At 57.3% G+C, this 14,617-nt stretch carries 16 protein-coding genes; 3 read left to right on the top strand and 13 right to left on the bottom strand.

Annotation, left to right across the window (positions count from 1 at the left end):
• Window position 1 precedes the first annotated feature (1 nt).
• Both CENDO_RS07835 and CENDO_RS07830 read right to left on the bottom strand, forming a co-directional pair.
• Entirely contained in the window at window positions 2–1,201 is a 1,200-nt protein-coding gene (locus CENDO_RS07835) for a restriction endonuclease subunit S (protein ID WP_136141542.1), read from the bottom strand.
• Window positions 1,201–3,159, bottom strand: a complete 1,959-nt coding sequence (locus CENDO_RS07830) for a type I restriction-modification system subunit M (protein WP_136141541.1) — start codon at window positions 3,157–3,159, stop codon at window positions 1,201–1,203. Before CENDO_RS07830 ends, CENDO_RS07835 begins: the two co-directional genes overlap by 1 nt.
• A 222-nt stretch (window positions 3,160–3,381) precedes the next feature.
• Here CENDO_RS07830 and CENDO_RS11175 point away from each other — a divergent pair, with 222 nt between their 5' ends.
• A complete protein-coding gene (locus CENDO_RS11175; protein ID WP_168707188.1) occupies window positions 3,382–3,537 on the top strand; it encodes a hypothetical protein in 156 nt (51 codons plus the stop codon).
• Window positions 3,538–3,613: 76 nt separating this feature from the next.
• Here the strand turns inward: CENDO_RS11175 and CENDO_RS07825 are convergent, their stop codons facing one another.
• From CENDO_RS07825 to glnA, 6 genes are all read right to left on the bottom strand, one after another.
• The gene (locus tag CENDO_RS07825) at window positions 3,614–4,369 is read right to left on the bottom strand and encodes a site-specific integrase (RefSeq protein ID WP_136141540.1); all 756 of its coding nucleotides are present in this window, start codon (window positions 4,367–4,369) and stop codon (window positions 3,614–3,616) included.
• A gap of 138 nt (window positions 4,370–4,507) precedes the next feature.
• Window positions 4,508–4,735: a helix-turn-helix transcriptional regulator gene (locus CENDO_RS07820; RefSeq protein WP_136141539.1), complete on the bottom strand. Its 228-nt coding sequence runs from the start codon at window positions 4,733–4,735 to the stop codon at window positions 4,508–4,510.
• Window positions 4,732–4,875, bottom strand: coding sequence for a hypothetical protein (locus CENDO_RS11170; RefSeq protein WP_168707187.1), 144 nt, complete (start codon window positions 4,873–4,875; stop codon window positions 4,732–4,734). Before CENDO_RS11170 ends, CENDO_RS07820 begins: the two co-directional genes overlap by 4 nt.
• Before the next feature lie 368 nt (window positions 4,876–5,243).
• Window positions 5,244–6,095, bottom strand: a complete 852-nt coding sequence (locus tag CENDO_RS07815) for a DUF3037 domain-containing protein (RefSeq protein WP_136141538.1) — start codon at window positions 6,093–6,095, stop codon at window positions 5,244–5,246.
• Between the two features lies 1 nt (window position 6,096).
• Window positions 6,097–6,903 (bottom strand): HipA family kinase, encoded by an 807-nt coding sequence (locus CENDO_RS07810; protein WP_136141537.1) that lies wholly within the window; start codon window positions 6,901–6,903, stop codon window positions 6,097–6,099.
• Window positions 6,904–7,209: 306 nt separating this feature from the next.
• Window positions 7,210–8,646, bottom strand: coding sequence for a type I glutamate--ammonia ligase (gene glnA, locus CENDO_RS07805; RefSeq protein ID WP_136141536.1), 1,437 nt, complete (start codon window positions 8,644–8,646; stop codon window positions 7,210–7,212).
• A 224-nt stretch (window positions 8,647–8,870) separates the two neighbouring features.
• Between glnA and CENDO_RS07800 the strand changes: the two genes are divergently transcribed.
• The gene (locus CENDO_RS07800; RefSeq protein ID WP_136141535.1) at window positions 8,871–9,344 is read left to right on the top strand and encodes an RDD family protein; all 474 of its coding nucleotides are present in this window, start codon (window positions 8,871–8,873) and stop codon (window positions 9,342–9,344) included.
• A gap of 164 nt (window positions 9,345–9,508) precedes the next feature.
• The gene (locus tag CENDO_RS07795) at window positions 9,509–10,042 is read left to right on the top strand and encodes an NUDIX hydrolase (protein WP_136141534.1); all 534 of its coding nucleotides are present in this window, start codon (window positions 9,509–9,511) and stop codon (window positions 10,040–10,042) included.
• A 69-nt stretch (window positions 10,043–10,111) separates the two neighbouring features.
• On the opposite strand, the gene CENDO_RS07790 is transcribed toward CENDO_RS07795, so the two are convergent.
• From CENDO_RS07790 to gcvT, 5 genes are all read right to left on the bottom strand, one after another.
• Window positions 10,112–10,897 carry a DUF4191 domain-containing protein gene (locus CENDO_RS07790; protein ID WP_136141533.1) on the bottom strand — a complete coding sequence of 262 codons (786 nt, stop codon included), beginning with the start codon at window positions 10,895–10,897 and terminating at the stop codon, window positions 10,112–10,114.
• A 126-nt stretch (window positions 10,898–11,023) separates the two neighbouring features.
• Complete coding sequence (lipA, locus tag CENDO_RS07785) at window positions 11,024–12,115, bottom strand: lipoyl synthase (RefSeq protein ID WP_210726526.1); 1,092 nt, start codon at window positions 12,113–12,115, stop codon at window positions 11,024–11,026.
• Between the two features lie 34 nt (window positions 12,116–12,149).
• Window positions 12,150–12,950, bottom strand: coding sequence for a lipoyl(octanoyl) transferase LipB (lipB, locus tag CENDO_RS07780; RefSeq protein WP_136141532.1), 801 nt, complete (start codon window positions 12,948–12,950; stop codon window positions 12,150–12,152).
• 92 nt (window positions 12,951–13,042) lie between these two features.
• A complete protein-coding gene (gene gcvH / locus CENDO_RS07775; RefSeq protein WP_136141531.1) occupies window positions 13,043–13,432 on the bottom strand; it encodes a glycine cleavage system protein GcvH in 390 nt (129 codons plus the stop codon).
• Window positions 13,433–13,498: 66 nt separating this feature from the next.
• Window positions 13,499–14,611, bottom strand: a complete 1,113-nt coding sequence (gene gcvT / locus CENDO_RS07770) for a glycine cleavage system aminomethyltransferase GcvT (protein WP_136141530.1) — start codon at window positions 14,609–14,611, stop codon at window positions 13,499–13,501.
• Window positions 14,612–14,617 lie beyond the last annotated feature (6 nt).

The raw sequence follows: 14,617 nt of genomic DNA, 5'->3' as shown, positions 1-14,617 counted from the left end.
CTTACACCTCCACCTTTCCGGTAACTACATCAGTAATGAGTACTTGACGACGCTTCAAGAGGATTTCCTTAAGTTCGCGGCATTCCTTGATGAGGGTATCGATTCGAGCGGTTTCCTTATCGAGATAATCCGCGATACGGCGCTGGGTATCGAGGTCGGGCAGGGGAATACGAAGCACCCCAAGTGTTTCTCGATTTACTTTCGGCATTGCAACCCTTGATGATTCCACTACTGCGGACTCCACGAATCGCTTGTCGATAAGTGCATAGAGCAGGAATCGTTCATGCACGTTACCCATCGTTTCTAATGGGTACATGTCTGCACTACAGAGAGAGTCCTGATTGGCTATGGTCACCTTGTTTAATGCGGGACGAATCTTGCTGTAGACAACCTGACCAGCTCGAACGAAACCCTTTCCACTGATTGCTCCCTGCTCACGTGCGGACTCAATAGGCTCAATCAGTTTCCCAGTGTTCTTTTCGATGTGGTTGGGGGCAATCAAGGGTAGTTCAGAGAACTCCTCGTCCAGTGGGTCTACCAGTCCATCAGCAACGCGAATAATGAGATTGAGAGGAACTAGCTCAAACGGTGACCCGTTAGGCAGCGATGAAACAGCCGTAGAGATGGTTTCCCGCCTTCGTTTTTCCAGCAGCTCCACATAGCCATCCAGCTCCGCCGTGAGCGTATCAATCTGCGCGGTCTCCTTGTCGAGATAATCCGCGATACGGCGCTGAGTCTCCAGAGGCGGGAGGGGGAGCCTGATACTGGCAAATCGTTCATATCTAGTGCTCCACAAATCATCAACTATGCCAGTACCCCAACGGTAGTACTCATCCTGAAAAGCCTTACTTTTGAAAAGTAGTTCAGCGTACCGAGAATCTATGTATTCGGTTCGAGGTTTAAGCACTGTGTAAACCACTGAGACGAGACCTGTTAGCGAAGATAACCCGCTAGCGCCTCGTCTGTCTGACCGAGAATTGATTACTAGATCACCTGGTTCAACTAGTTTTCGGTCTGCATCCCCTTGTTGCTGTGCAACTCTTTCCAATTGTTTGGTGACGCCAGCTTGTCCAACGGATAACGGTTGGAATTCTTTCACAGACCCTTTGGTCGTGCTTTGGGGGAAGATACTTCCAGCAAGGACTAGCGGATAGCGAGAATCACGGAAAGGTGAGCCTTCAAGACCAGCAACATTGCTCATCACTTCTGCACCTCCACCAGCAGCTTCTGAATGAGCGCTAGCTTCTCGTCGAGCAGCTTGTCTAGCTCTTCTAGGGTCTCGGTTTCTTCTGGGGTGTAGAACATGCGGGTCATTGGGATTTCGTACCCGATCTTCACGTCATCTTCGTTCCAGGTGAGGTCAGGTGCGAACGGGTAGACTTCACGCTCCATGTGCTCTTCAATGTCCTCTGTGCGTGGTACTCGTTCCACAATCTTGGAAGAAGAGTCAATCACTGGATTTCCCTTGTGGTCGATTGCTTCAGGAGCTTCTGGGTCATCTACAGCTACAGCAGCCATAATGTGACCAATCAGCGGAGCACCCATCTTGAGACCAGCCTGCTTTGCTTGCTTCTTCAAGTGGTCTGGTAGGTCATTCCATGCCACTCCCTCACAAGAGCGGATAACCGCTTCGTGCCCGGTGAGCGCCTGCTTGTGTTCCATTGCTGCTGCCACAGTGTCATCCGTAATCGAGGTGGCGTAATGCTTGACTCGGAACATTGGCACATCGTAGAAGCTCAATTCCTTAGCCGTGACAACCTTGGAGAACTTAGGGTCTGCGTCCTCAAAATCGGCGTACAGCTTTCCAATGAACTTTTGGTCATCCTCAGAGAAGTATCGGCGCTTATTGCCCATGGACTTGCGCATTGGTGTCCACTGGTCGGTAGCGTCAATCAGCTGTATCTTTTTGCGGCGTTTTGGCTCCTTGTTCTTGTCCACAATCCAGATGTAGGTGGCAATACCCGTGTTGTAGAACATGTCGGTTGGAAGCGCGATGATGGCATCAATCAGATCTTCTTCAATCAGCCAGCCTCGAATATTGTCAGCGCCAGATCCGGCTGAACCAGTAAACAGCGGGGAGCCGTTGGTAACTACGCCACCGCGACCGCCCTTGGTGGTACCTTTCTCGGCATCTTTGAGCTTGTCCACTACATGGCACAAGAAGAGCATCTGACCATCGGAAACAGGTGGGAGTCCGTGGCTGAATCGGGAGCCCTCAATCTTGGATTCGGTGGTTACAGCGTCCTTGGACTTTTTCCAGTCAGAGCCGTATGGAGGATTGGATAGAACGTAGTCGAATTGGTCACCTGTGTACTTGTCATCTGCCAGGGTGTCACCCAACTTCATGGCGTTAGGGTCTGCACCGGCAACAATCAAATCAGAGCGACCAAGTGCGTAAGACTTAACCATCATCTCCTGACCAAACAGACCAACTTCGATGTTCGGGTTCAGCTCCTCCATAGCGTTCTTAGCCACGAGGAGCATTCCGCCCGTGCCCGCTGCTGGGTCATAAACGGTGCGGGCTGGGTTCTTGCCCTGCAGACCGTCATCATCAGAGTTCAGGAGCACATCTACCATCAAGCGAATAACTTCACGCGGGGTGTAGTATTCACCGGCGACTTGACCGTTCTCGGAGAATGACCTGAACATCAGATCCTCGAACAGGTCACCCATGACATTCTCAGCAGACTTATTGGACTGCCCACCAAGTGCTTCATCTGAAAGGTCGATTCCTGCAAAGTGGGAGACTACACCCCAGAGGATGTTGCCCTCTTCCAATGTCTCCAAGAGATCATGAAACTTGAAAGCACGCCACACATCGCGCACCGTCTCGTTAAAGGAATCAAGGTAGGTGAGCATACCCGCCTTTACATTGTCGTCAGATGACGCAATGGCTTTTAGAGAAAGTGGGGAAGAGGAGTAGAAGGGCAGGTCATGCTGTGCGAATACCATCGCGTCGATGAGGTGTTCTGGCATGTGTGAATTAGCGTCAATAGTTGCCAACACATCAGCCTTGGATTCTTCTAGCGCACATTCCATGCGCCTGAGAACCGTGAACGGGAGGATGAACTCACCATAATTCTGGCGGGAGACTACACCTCGTAAGTAGGTATCTGCGGTGCCCCACACTGCTTGGTACAAAGAACTGGAAGTAGTCAATACATCACTCCGAGGGAATAGTCAAATTTAAGTCAGTTTTTAACCCTTCACCCTACCCTAGAAAGGGTGTGGCAGGTCAAACGGTTTTCACTGCCTTTAACTATCCCACAGCTTGCTGACACTGCGTGGTGACTCATCCGTAAAAATGTTCGGAGGGGTGACTCCACCGCTCGTCTTATGCGTGGGTGGGCTGCTCGACTGTTCCACATTGCTCTTGGTGTTGTGGGTGTGAATTTTGGGCTGATTTCTCGCTGGCTACGCAAGGGCGACCACAACGATGACTGGACTGACCCTACCCCGCCACCAGATCCAACGGATCTGGAAGATCTTTCCCTGCGTGAGCTTGCAGATGTGAACGCGCCACCGCTGGCTGCGTAGCTGATTATGTGCACCCCTTGTGTGGCGCCAGGACTCCCCGATGCGTGGTGAGATGCGGGTGACCCCTTTGAGGCTGTTACGGACAACGTGGCAGGCGTGTGGGCACTGTGGCGTACCTCGTGGGCGCTGTGGCGACCGTGAAAGTGATTAAGTGGCTGACCGTGTTCCCCTTCAGAAAATTAACATTCCGCACTCGCAGCCCGCACAACTCACCGGCACGCAGACCAGTCTCCGCCGCCACCTGAACCATCGCCGCCAGTGTTGGGTTCGCTGCACGCCCCACGCCCGTGCTCTCCGCTGCGCGGATGAGCGCCCGGAAATCTGCCATCGTGGGAATGTCGGCGCGTTCAACCGCAACCTCCACCTTCCGCAGCTTCGCACCACGCATCGGATGCCGGCCAATCAGGTCATCGTTGACCGCCGTGGTGAACACGCCGTGCAGAATCGCAGCGTAGGTTGTGGCCGTCGACGTGGCGAGTGGCTTATCGTCGGCCCATGGCCTGCCGGTGATGAGCGCATCCAACCATGCGCGGATATGCGCGGGCTTCACCGCCGCAACATTCAAGTCGGCAAGCTTGCCCAGGTTCGTCAACAGGCCGCGCCTACTGGCTGCGGTGCTCGCATTATCGGCGGCATCGCGGCGCTCGCGCACTGTTGTATTTGTGGGGGCGATCCATTCGTTGCGGCGTACTGCGCGTTGATGGTCTTGAAGATAGGCTTCTGCCGCGCGTTGGGTGTTGAAACTGCGGGAGTGTTCTTTGCCGGTTGCGTCGCGGTAGCGTGCGACCCAGCGGGTGGTGCCTGTTTTGGTGGTGCGTTTTGGGATGGCCATCGGGTAGGCCTCTTGTTTGTTGGCCAGTGCTGAGATATGTGCCGGGTGGCACTTCCAGGCACGCTTTCGGTGTGTTTTGTGGTTTCCACCCTGGTGCTTGATGATGTGGTAGTTGGAGAGTCCCGGGGCGGTGCATGTTTAGGGGCGGTTGGGGACGGGGGAGCCTGGGCGCCCGGCGTGCCAGGTGCGGACTTCTTCGGCGTCCCAGAGTGGTGTTCGTTGGTCGAAGTGACCAACGGGCTCGGGGGTGCGCCCCTGGGCCGAGTATGTGGTCCAGGTCGACGGCTTGATGCCGCAATGGGCAGCGCACTCCTTGACCCGCCAGAGTTCGCGGCCGGTATCGCGGTCTGTGATGATGGGGTTCATGCGCTTTTCCTTGTGCTGAGGATTGCGCGGGTATCAAGAGCGAGTGCAACTACGGAGCACGCTGCGATGATGCCAACGGTTACTGTGGTCCACTGGAAGTAGATAGCGATAGCGAGCAACCCTAGGATGATTGCTGTCATGGAGTGATTCCTTTCTTGATAGTGTGGGGGTAGTTCCCCGGTCGAACTAGGTAACGGCTAGTTCGACCGGAGAACTACTTTCAACTTGGGGTGGTGTGTCTTTTCGTAATGGGTACTTTTTGAAGTGCTCTCTCGTTTTCAGTGCTGCGGGCCAGATTACAACGGCTGAAACGATAATTTCGAGCATTTTCACCTCCTCTCTTAAGTTATAAACCTATTATGGCGCGCTAGGCCGCTATGTGTTAAGTGGCTAAACGCAGATTTTCCATCATGTCCCGCCATACCTGGGCCACAAGAACCATCCCTCCGAGCTCCGCGGCCAACCGCGCCAGAAGTCAGCCCCACCCTTCAAGGCGAAGATCGTCGTTCTACGATGCCAACCGGCTATCGAGCCACGCAGCATGCTGAGGAATATCTTCCGGATGCAACAGTGTGATGTTAAGGTCACTGCAGAAATCCTGAAACAGCCGGAAATTCTTCTTCTGAGCTGGAGAAATCGGCGGAGCCGTGACAGCAACGACATCGGGGTTTCGTGGAACCCACAACGAAGCTTCCTCGATGAAAAGCTCACCCCCGTCACTCTGCAACTTCTCAACCTTCAAGGTCCAAGAATCAATGGCCGAACGTGTGCCCTTAGAGTCAGAAGACCGGAAATTGAAAGCCTGGTTAAGCTCGATAACTTGGCCCTCATGCACTACCGCTAAATTCAAATCCAGCTCGCGTCGAGAAACCTGCACATTGGTCTCGAAGGTTGTCGCCTCCAGCAGCCGGGGATGCTGTTCATACTCACGACGAATGAGGCCACGCACCTGCCGAACGTCGTATTGATGCTTGCGGGTTGGCGTCTCACCGATGAGCGTTGAGAACAATAGGTCTACGGCTTCCTCGATGTTCGCCGCGTCCATGCTTTGCATGGCGCGAACTTGAATGAGGTTGTGCCAATGGCGACTAACAAACTCGAGATAGCTTGAAAGCGTGTGCTGCCCCTTCAGGTTCAGCGGCTCGGTTGTAGTCGTCAGCTTGTTGAGGTCTGCCTTGAAATTGCGTAGCGCTGGCCTTATCGCATCAGGAAACTCTGAGTCGTGGCGAATGCCCTGGTCGGTACGGAACATGTACTTTAATTGACCGGTCGCGGGGTCGATGACGATGACGCCGACACCGATTGTGGTGATGCCCATGGGGCGAGGAACCACACTGACGGTCCAGTAGTCGAATCTCATGTCATTGTCCTTTTCCGGTTCTGTAAGAACCCAGAAGTTCTCGCGTGTAGTCCTTGCGCTCAAGAACGTATCTCATAAGCTTGTCCGTCTCATGCTCAGGTACCGACCATTCTATCGGCAACGCGTCACGTAACTCTTCTTTTAGGGAGATGTCCAAATTGTCGAGCGCGGTAATAGCTTTATCCCAAGAACTGCCTGGAATTACCTCGCGTAGGTGGGGGATGTGCGGGGTGCCACCTGAACGCTCCAGTGGAGTCAATTGCCAAGGGTACGGGAGTGAATCGAACCAAAAGCCGTGGTCAATAGACCAAATTGAGTTGTCTTCGTTGTTGTCGGTCAATATTTGGAGGTCTCCCTGAACGTTGCACAAGGCCCACATAGCGATGAGTTTGGGGATGTGGTTGTGGTTGGCGTCATCATTTACGAACGGGATGACTCCGAATTCCTGGTGAAGTGTGCTGGTATGAAGGTTAAGTGACCCGAATAGGGGTGTACCGGTGAGTCGGTATCTCCATGTGGAGTTTCCGACTAGAAGTCCTTGGAGTGACGGGGGTACATAAATGATTTTCCAAGGGCGGATGTGAGCGCCGAGGCGTTGGCCAACGACACTTGCGGCTACTTCGTTGACGACAGCTTCGCGGCCGTGGTCGCTTTCGATCCGCTTGCACCAGTATTCGTTGCCGTCGTCCGCTTTGCCGAGAAATGGCCGTGAGCCGGTTTCATTGGCTACCCGGCCGGGGATTTGTAGGTATGTCTTTTTTCCGCGTTCGCGGTGGGCTTCGATGGAGACGACATTGCTGGGGTTCATGGGGTGGCCTTTTTGGTGGAAGTGGGAATATTCAGAGGAGCTTGTCTCCGCTCATGAGGGCTGGAAGAAGGTTCCGCATATTCTAACGTACTCGGAGTGGCTTGAGGAGTGCGCTAGGTGATCGAAATAGCCCCCGTGGTGTCAACGGTTGTGTTGATGCCGCGGAGGCTATTTTTGTGTTTTGGGTGGTGTGTGGATCCCGCAAGGATCCCGCACGCGCATATTTTGATGTCTGTTATGCGCGCTATGCCGGGGTGTTGACCTGCGAAAACCCAATATCAGCAGGTTAGTGAAACGCCACTCAAATTAGCAGTCGTAGTACATCTCGAACTCGAGTGGGGTAGGACGCAGGCGGCTAGGCTGAATCTCGTTGTCCACCTTGTACTGGATGTAGGACTCGATGAGGTCCTCGGTGAATACGTCGCCCTCGGTGAGGAACTCGGAGTCCTCCTGCAGCGCCTGCAGGGATGCCTCGAGGGAGGTAGGTGCCTGCGGGATGGATGCGGCCTCCTCTGGTGGCAGCTCGTAGAGGTCCTTGTCCACTGGAGCGTGTGGCTCGATGCGGTTCTTGATGCCGTCCAGGCCGGCGAGCATCATCGCGGCGAAGCCGAAGTAAGGGTTGCCGGATGGGTCCGGTGCGCGGAACTCCAGGCGCTTGGCCTTCGGGTTGGAGCCGGTGATTGGGATACGAACGGCGGCGGAACGGTTGCGCTGGGAGTACACCAGGTTAATTGGGGCCTCGAAGCCAGGAACCAGGCGGTGGTAGGAGTTCAGGGTTGGGTTGGTAAACGCCAGGACCGCGCCGGCGTGGTGCAGGATGCCGCCGATGTAGTAGCGCGCAAGGTCAGACAGGCCCGCGTAGCCCGCCTCATCGTGGAACAGTGGCTTGCCGTCCTTCCACAGGGACTGGTGGGCGTGCATGCCGGAACCGTTGTCGCCAGCGAGTGGCTTAGGCATAAAGGTGGCGGACTGGCCGAAGTTAGCGGCGGTGTTCTTGATGATGTACTTGAAGGTCTGAATATCATCAGCCGCGTGCAGCAGGGTGTTGAACTTGTAGTTAATCTCGTTCTGGCCGCCGGTAGCTACCTCATGGTGGAAGCGCTCAATCTCAAAGCCCGCGTCCTGCAGGTTGCGGACCATAGCGTCGCGCACGCCCTCGGTCTTGTCGTAAGGGGCGGTTGGGAAGTAGCCACCCTTAGGGCGGGTCTTGTAACCGGTGTTAAGGGAGCCGTCCACGTTGGTCTCCGCGCCGCGGTTCCACCAGCCCTCATTGGAATCAACCTCGTAGAAGGAGGTGTGGGTGTCTGCTGCGTAACGGACGGAATCGAAGATGAAGAACTCAGCCTCGGCGCCGAAGAAGCAGGTGTCCGCGATGCCGGTGGAGGCCAAGTACTCCTCGGCCTTGCGGGCTACGTTACGTGGGTCGCGGGAGAATGGCTCAGAGGTGAAAGGATCGTGGACGAAGAACTTGATGTTCAGGGTCTTCTCCGCGCGGAAGGGATCCACGAAGGCAGTCTGGCAATCAGGCTTCAGGTTCATGTCAGACTCATCAATGGTGGTAAAGCCGCGGATGGAGGAACCGTCAAAGGCGAAACCCTCTTCGGCAGCTTCCTCATCGAACATGGAGGCCGGGATGGTGAAGTGGTTCTCGGTGCCCGGAACGTCAGTAAAGCGGATGTCAACGAACTTTACGTCCTCATCCTTAATGAACTTGACAATGTCCTGAACGGATTCAAAGGCCATTAGTGTCTCCTCGAGTTTGATAGTGGGCTGGTGCGCTCCACTAGGTTGGCGTACCCTAGTAGTTAATCGGGGTGAAACAGCGGGTGTCCGCAGTTCTTTTTCTAGGATATCTATAGCGTAACAGATTATCTATCGACAGGTAGAATTTCTGATCATGGTGCACACCACATCGGGGGAATTCGCAGGTTTAGTACTAAATTTTGATCTCAAGTAAGGTGTCTGGCATGGCAGATAAGCGCACATGGCTAGATGGCCCAGGAATTCCTGGCGAATTTGATGACCCTGACGCACCGGGCAAATGGCCCGGGGAGAAACTGGGACTCCCGCAAAGCGGCTCCGGTTCCATGGCTTCCGTTGGCCGCCGCGCAATGGCCGTGGCCCTGGACTGGATAATCTGCCTGGCTCTGGCGCTTGTTATTACCCGCTTCACCATGCAGCTGGGTGACGTTTCCACAGTCACCCTTATCCTTTGGGTAGTGGTGGGCATCATCGGCGGCTGGCTCTTTGCCCGCACCCCAGGCATGGCCATTTTGGGCCTGGGCGTGGCGCGTGTTGATATCGCCGGTGCCCGAGTCGGCCTGTGGCGCGCCGTGGTTCGCACGCTGCTGACCTCCACGGTATTTCCGGCTGCGATGGTGGACGCGGACGGCCGCGGTCTCCACGATCGCGGCACCGGTACCGCTGTCATCCACGTCTAAACCGGCGTTTCGCATAGGCCTTGGGGCAGCGTTCCCAAGGCTTTTTTCATGCGTGTTTTCGCAAGTGCGTGCTTTATTTTTTCGGAGGTGCGGCAGCATTTCCCCGGGGGTTGGCAGCGCCGGAGACCCTTAAGCATGGGGTAGGGGTGGGTAGGATGATCCGCATGGAACACTGGGACGTCTATGATGAGCACCGCCAACGCACCGGCAAGCAGGTCCCGCGTGGGCCTGTCATCGCCGAGGGGCACTTTCATACCGTTGTGCATCTGTGCTTGTTCGATGACCTAGGCCGCATGCTGATCCAGCGGCGGGCGCCGGATAAGCCCACATGGCCGGGGCAGTGGGATTTCAGCGTTGGAGGATCCGTAGTCGCGGGGGAAACATCCGCGGAAGGCGTTGCCCGGGAAACACGTGAGGAACTGGGCATCGAATTAGACCCATCCCAGCTGCGGGCGGCGTTTACCTTTAACTTTCCCGGCGGGTTTGATGACTTCTACCTCGTGGAGAAACCCGTGGACTTAGAGTCTTTGGCGGTGCCCAATGATGAAGTGGCTGCCATAAAGTGGGCAAGCCAGGAGGAGGTGCTCGCGCTGGTTCGCAGCGGGGAGTTCATTGGCTACCGCGAATCGGTGCTGCGCTTTGTCTTCGATTTTGTGAACTACCCGGACATCTTCGCCGTGACTCCCCAGTGGCGTTAAGGAACAAGACAAAAGCCCGGGTAGCAACCCGGGCTAGTCAATTGGTGAGGCAGAAGCGGTGGTGAGTGCTTACTTGCCCTTGCGCTCAGAGGCGCGGCGCATGCGGCGGTTCATGCCGGCCATGTTCTGGGCCTGCTTCGGCATCGGGCCCTTAGGCAGGCCCGGGGTGGTGCCAGGCATATTGTCCATCGCCTCGATGCGGCGGATGTTCGCGTAGACGCCATCCTTGTTGTAGTTGCGCGGCAGGCGCATGATGTGGCTGCGCAGCTTGCCCACGGGAACCTCGCCCTCACCGTTGCCGGCGTGGACCTCGTAGACGGGTACACCGGGGGCCAACTTATCCACGCGCTTCTTCAGCACGGACAGGTTGGAGGCCAGGCGCTTAGAGTTGCCCTCGCAGACAAAGATGACGCCCGGGTTGCCAATGACGCGGTGGATCAAATCCTGCTGGCGGGTAACGGCCACGCCAGGGGAGACCTTCCAGACCACGCCGACGGTGTTTTTCAGCTGCTGCTCCAGCGCCCAACCGGCCACGCCCGGCTGGTCCTCAACGCGCTTGTACATATCGCGCTCAAGGCGGCGGGTGAAGATGAACATGGCGATGAGGAAGCCCACGCCAAGGCCCAGAATCAGCATGAACCACTGGCCATTAAAGAGCAGGCCAATGAGGAAGAAGACTAACGCGGTGCCCAGGATGGCCAGGAGCATGAGCGGGACAAGAGCACTGTCCTGCTTGCGCTGCATCTGGAACGCCTGCCACATTTGACCGCGGGTTTCTTTACGACGCGCGCGCTTAGCCGCGCGCTCTTGCTGCTTGGCTGCCTTGAGTGCTGCCTTATCTTCGCCTTGTGCCATGGCCTTTACTTTAAAGGGCAAGCTCAAGAAAGTGAAACGGCCCACGCCGCGCGATGGCCAAAAGGTGGGTACCAGTGGGCATCGCGCGGCGCGGGCTGAATCTTTTACCCTTCTGTGAGGGTGAGGCTAGCGGATGGTGCTCATTACGGAATCCGATTGAGCGGCGGCCTTGACCAAGCGGGTGGTCACGGGGGTTTCCTCGGACGGGCCGTACTTGTTCAGCAGGGTGGAGGCCTCCTGCGCGGTGGCGCCTTCCGAGGTCTCCTCCAGGTGCTTGAGGTTCTCTGGAATCTCCAAGCCGCGGGCCTTCATGGCCTGTACGTAGAGGCGGCCCGCGCGGTAGGAGGAGCGAACCAGAGGTCCGGCCATCACGCCGCCGTAACCCAGTTCCTTGGCCAGCTGGGAGTGCTCAACGAACTCCTCGGGGCGGACCCAGCGCTCGATTGGATGGAAGCGTGGGCCCGGGCGCAGGTACTGGGTGATGGTGATGATGTCGCAGCCGGCGTCGCGGATATCCTTAAGCGCCTCCTCGATCTCCTCCTTGGTCTCACCCATGCCCAGGATCAGGTTGGACTTGGTGATAAGCCCAAAATCATGGGCCTGGCGGATGACGTCCAGGGAACGCTCATAGCGGAAGGCCGGGCGGATGCGCTTGAAGATACGCGGAACGGTCTCCACGTTGTGCGCAAAGACCTCCGGGCGGGCCTCGAAGACCTCCTGGAGCAAGTCAGGCTTGCCCGAGAAATCAGGGGTTAGGTTCTCCACGCCGGTATGCGGATTGAGCTCGTGGATCTGGCGTACCACCTCGGCGTAGAGCCACGCGCCCTCATCGGGGAGGTCATCGCGGGTCACGCCGGTAATGGTGGAGTAATTGAGCTGCATTTCCTTGACGGACTCCGCCACGCGGCGAGGTTCGTCCCGGTCCAGGGCCTCAGGCTTGCCCGTCTTGATATCGCAAAAGTCGCAGCGGCGGGTGCAGGAGTCGCCGCCGATGAGGAAGGTGGCCTCACGGGACTCCCAGCACTCATGGATATTAGGGCAGCCCGCCTCCTGGCACACGGTGTGCAGGGAGGCGCCCCTAACCTTTGACTTCACGTCCTCATATCCGGGGCCTGTGCGGACCTGGTTGCGGATCCACCGGGGTTTCTGTTCGATTGGGGTCTCCGCATTCTTCTTCTCGATGCGGAGCAACTTGCGTCCTTCTGGCTTAACAGTCACGGTGTTTACCCTACGTGTTATTGATGATTGATGGTTACTTTGATTCTTTTCGGCGGGCGCGTGCGCGCTCATTAGCGATTTTGGTGGGGTCAGGCGCCGATGCGAACGTGTGGTCCGCGACGATGAGGCGGCCCTCCAACGCGTCCGTCAGGGCCTTAAGCAACGGCTCGGCGACCTCGGAGATCCCCACCTTCCGTCCCAATTCCAGGGACAGGGTGGTCACGTCCGCGTCATCGATGCCGCAGGCCACGATGTGTTCGTAGTAGTCCAGCGTATTGTCGCAGTTGAGGGATAGCCCATGCATGGTCACGCCGCGGGTGATGCGGATGCCCAGGGCGGCTATCTTGCGGTCGCGCCGCGGGGCCGCCGGATCCGCCGCGGTACGGGTGTGCGGCACCCACACGCCTGAGCGGCCATCGATGCGGCCGGCTTCTACCACGCCCATCTGGCGCACCGTCTGGATTGCCGCCTCCTCCAAGCGGCGGACATAGTCCACCACATCGACGGGCTCGGCGAGTTTGATGATGGGGTAGACCACCTGCTGGCCCTCTCCATGCCAGGTGATACGCCCACCCCGGTCAACCTGGATGACCGGAAGCCCGTTATCGGGCATGTCTTCTGGCTGGGTGCGCTTGCCCGCGGTGTAGACGTTGGGATGCTCAACGAGCAGGATAACGTCACCCACCTCGCCCGCGGCGCGCTGCTTGGCAACTTCCGCCTGGTAGTCCCACGCTTCCTGGTAATCCATTCTGCCAAGGTGGCGAATCTCCAGCGGTTTAGCGGAGGCGCGAATTGAGCGATCGGCTGGAAAGAATGGATCACGTGGTGCGGTCATAAGAGAAAACCTTCAACGATGCGGAACGGATAAATCAGGGCGTCAAAAAAGGCGGGTAAGAATACCGAAGTCTCCTTACCCGCCTTGAGGACTTAGACGCCGTTTGCTGCGCCGTACTCCTCAGCGGTCATCAGTTCGCCGGCCTCTTCTACCTCAACCTCGAACAGCCAGCCATCACCGAATGGGTCGGAGTTGATGACGGAGTAGTCATCTTCCACGCCCTCGTTGATAGCGGTGACGGTTCCGGTCACAGGAGAGTACAGGTCAGATACGGACTTGGTGGACTCAACCTCGCCACAGGTTTCACCGGCGGTGACGGTGTCACCAACCGCTGGCAGTTCAGCGAAGACAACCTCACCCAGGCGGTCAGCCGCCACGGAGGTAATACCGATGCGGACGGTGGAGCCTACTACAGCGTCAGGGGTGGAGTTAATCCACTCGTGATCCTCAGTGTAAGAGAAATCTGCAGGCAAGTTAGACATATGGGGTCCTTTCACTTGTGTGAGGCGAGATGAGCTTTACTCTCACCCATTAGTTTAGCGGGATGTTTACCTCTTGCGGGAGTAGAACGGCATTGCGGCCACCTTGAATGGGTAGCGCTTGCCACGAATGTCCACCTCGACCTCGGCACCCTCGGCCAAGTTGGCGGAGGTGTCAATCAGGGCGATGGCCACCGGGTAGCCCAGGGTGGGGGAGGGCTGTCCGGAGGTCACGGTGCCTACCTTGGTATCGCCCACGTAAACCTCGGAGCCCGCGCGGGCGGCGCGGCGCTGATCTGAGGTCAGGCCGGTGATGGCCACTTTGGGGCCCTCCTCCGCACGCGCGCGCATGGTCTCGGCGCCCACGAAGTCAGCTTCCTTCTTGGCGAAGGCACGGGCCATGCCCGCCTCGACCGGGGTGATCTCACGGGAGAGCTCATTGCCATAGAGCGGCATGCCCGCCTCAAGGCGTAGGGAATCGCGGGCGGCTAGGCCTGCGGGAAGCAGGCCAGCCGGCTCGCCGGTGGCCAGCAGCTTCTGCCACAGGCCGGGGGCCTTGTCGTTGTCCACGATGAGCTCAAAACCATCCTCGCCGGTGTAACCGGTGCGGCAGACCAAGGCCTCAACGCCATCGACGGTGGCCGGCACGGAGGCGTAGTAGCCAACGGTATCTACCGCCTCGCGGTCATCCTCGGCGACCAGCTGGAGCAGAATTTCGGCGGCCTTAGGGCCCTGAATGGCGATCATCGCCTTATCGAAGGACGCATTGGTCAGCGAGACATCAAAACCCTCGGCGCGCTTTTCGAATTCCTCGAATACCACCGCGGCGTTGCCCGCGTTGGGCACGACCAGGAACTTATCCTCCTCCAGGCGGTAGGAGATGAGGTCATCGATGATGCCGCCATCTTCGGCGCAGATCATGGAGTACTTGGCCTTGCCCACCTTGAGAATGTCGAGGTTTGAGATGAGCGCGTAGGACAGGAACTTGCCCGCATCTGGTCCCTCAATGTAGACCTCGCCCATGTGGGACAGGTCGAACAGGCCCGCCGCCTCGCGGACGGCCTTGTGCTCTTCGAGCTCCTTGCCGTACTTGAGCGGCATGTTCCATGGTCCGAAGGCGGTAAAGTGTGCGCCTAGCTTTTCATGCTCGGCGTGCAGCGGGGATTGACGAAGATCAGTCATATACTT

The organism is Corynebacterium endometrii, from assembly GCF_004795735.1.
GTDB classification, from domain to species: Bacteria; Actinomycetota; Actinomycetes; order Mycobacteriales; family Mycobacteriaceae; genus Corynebacterium; species Corynebacterium endometrii.
Note: the sequence above shows the minus strand (reverse complement) of the source record. Positions and strands in the feature narration are given on the sequence as shown.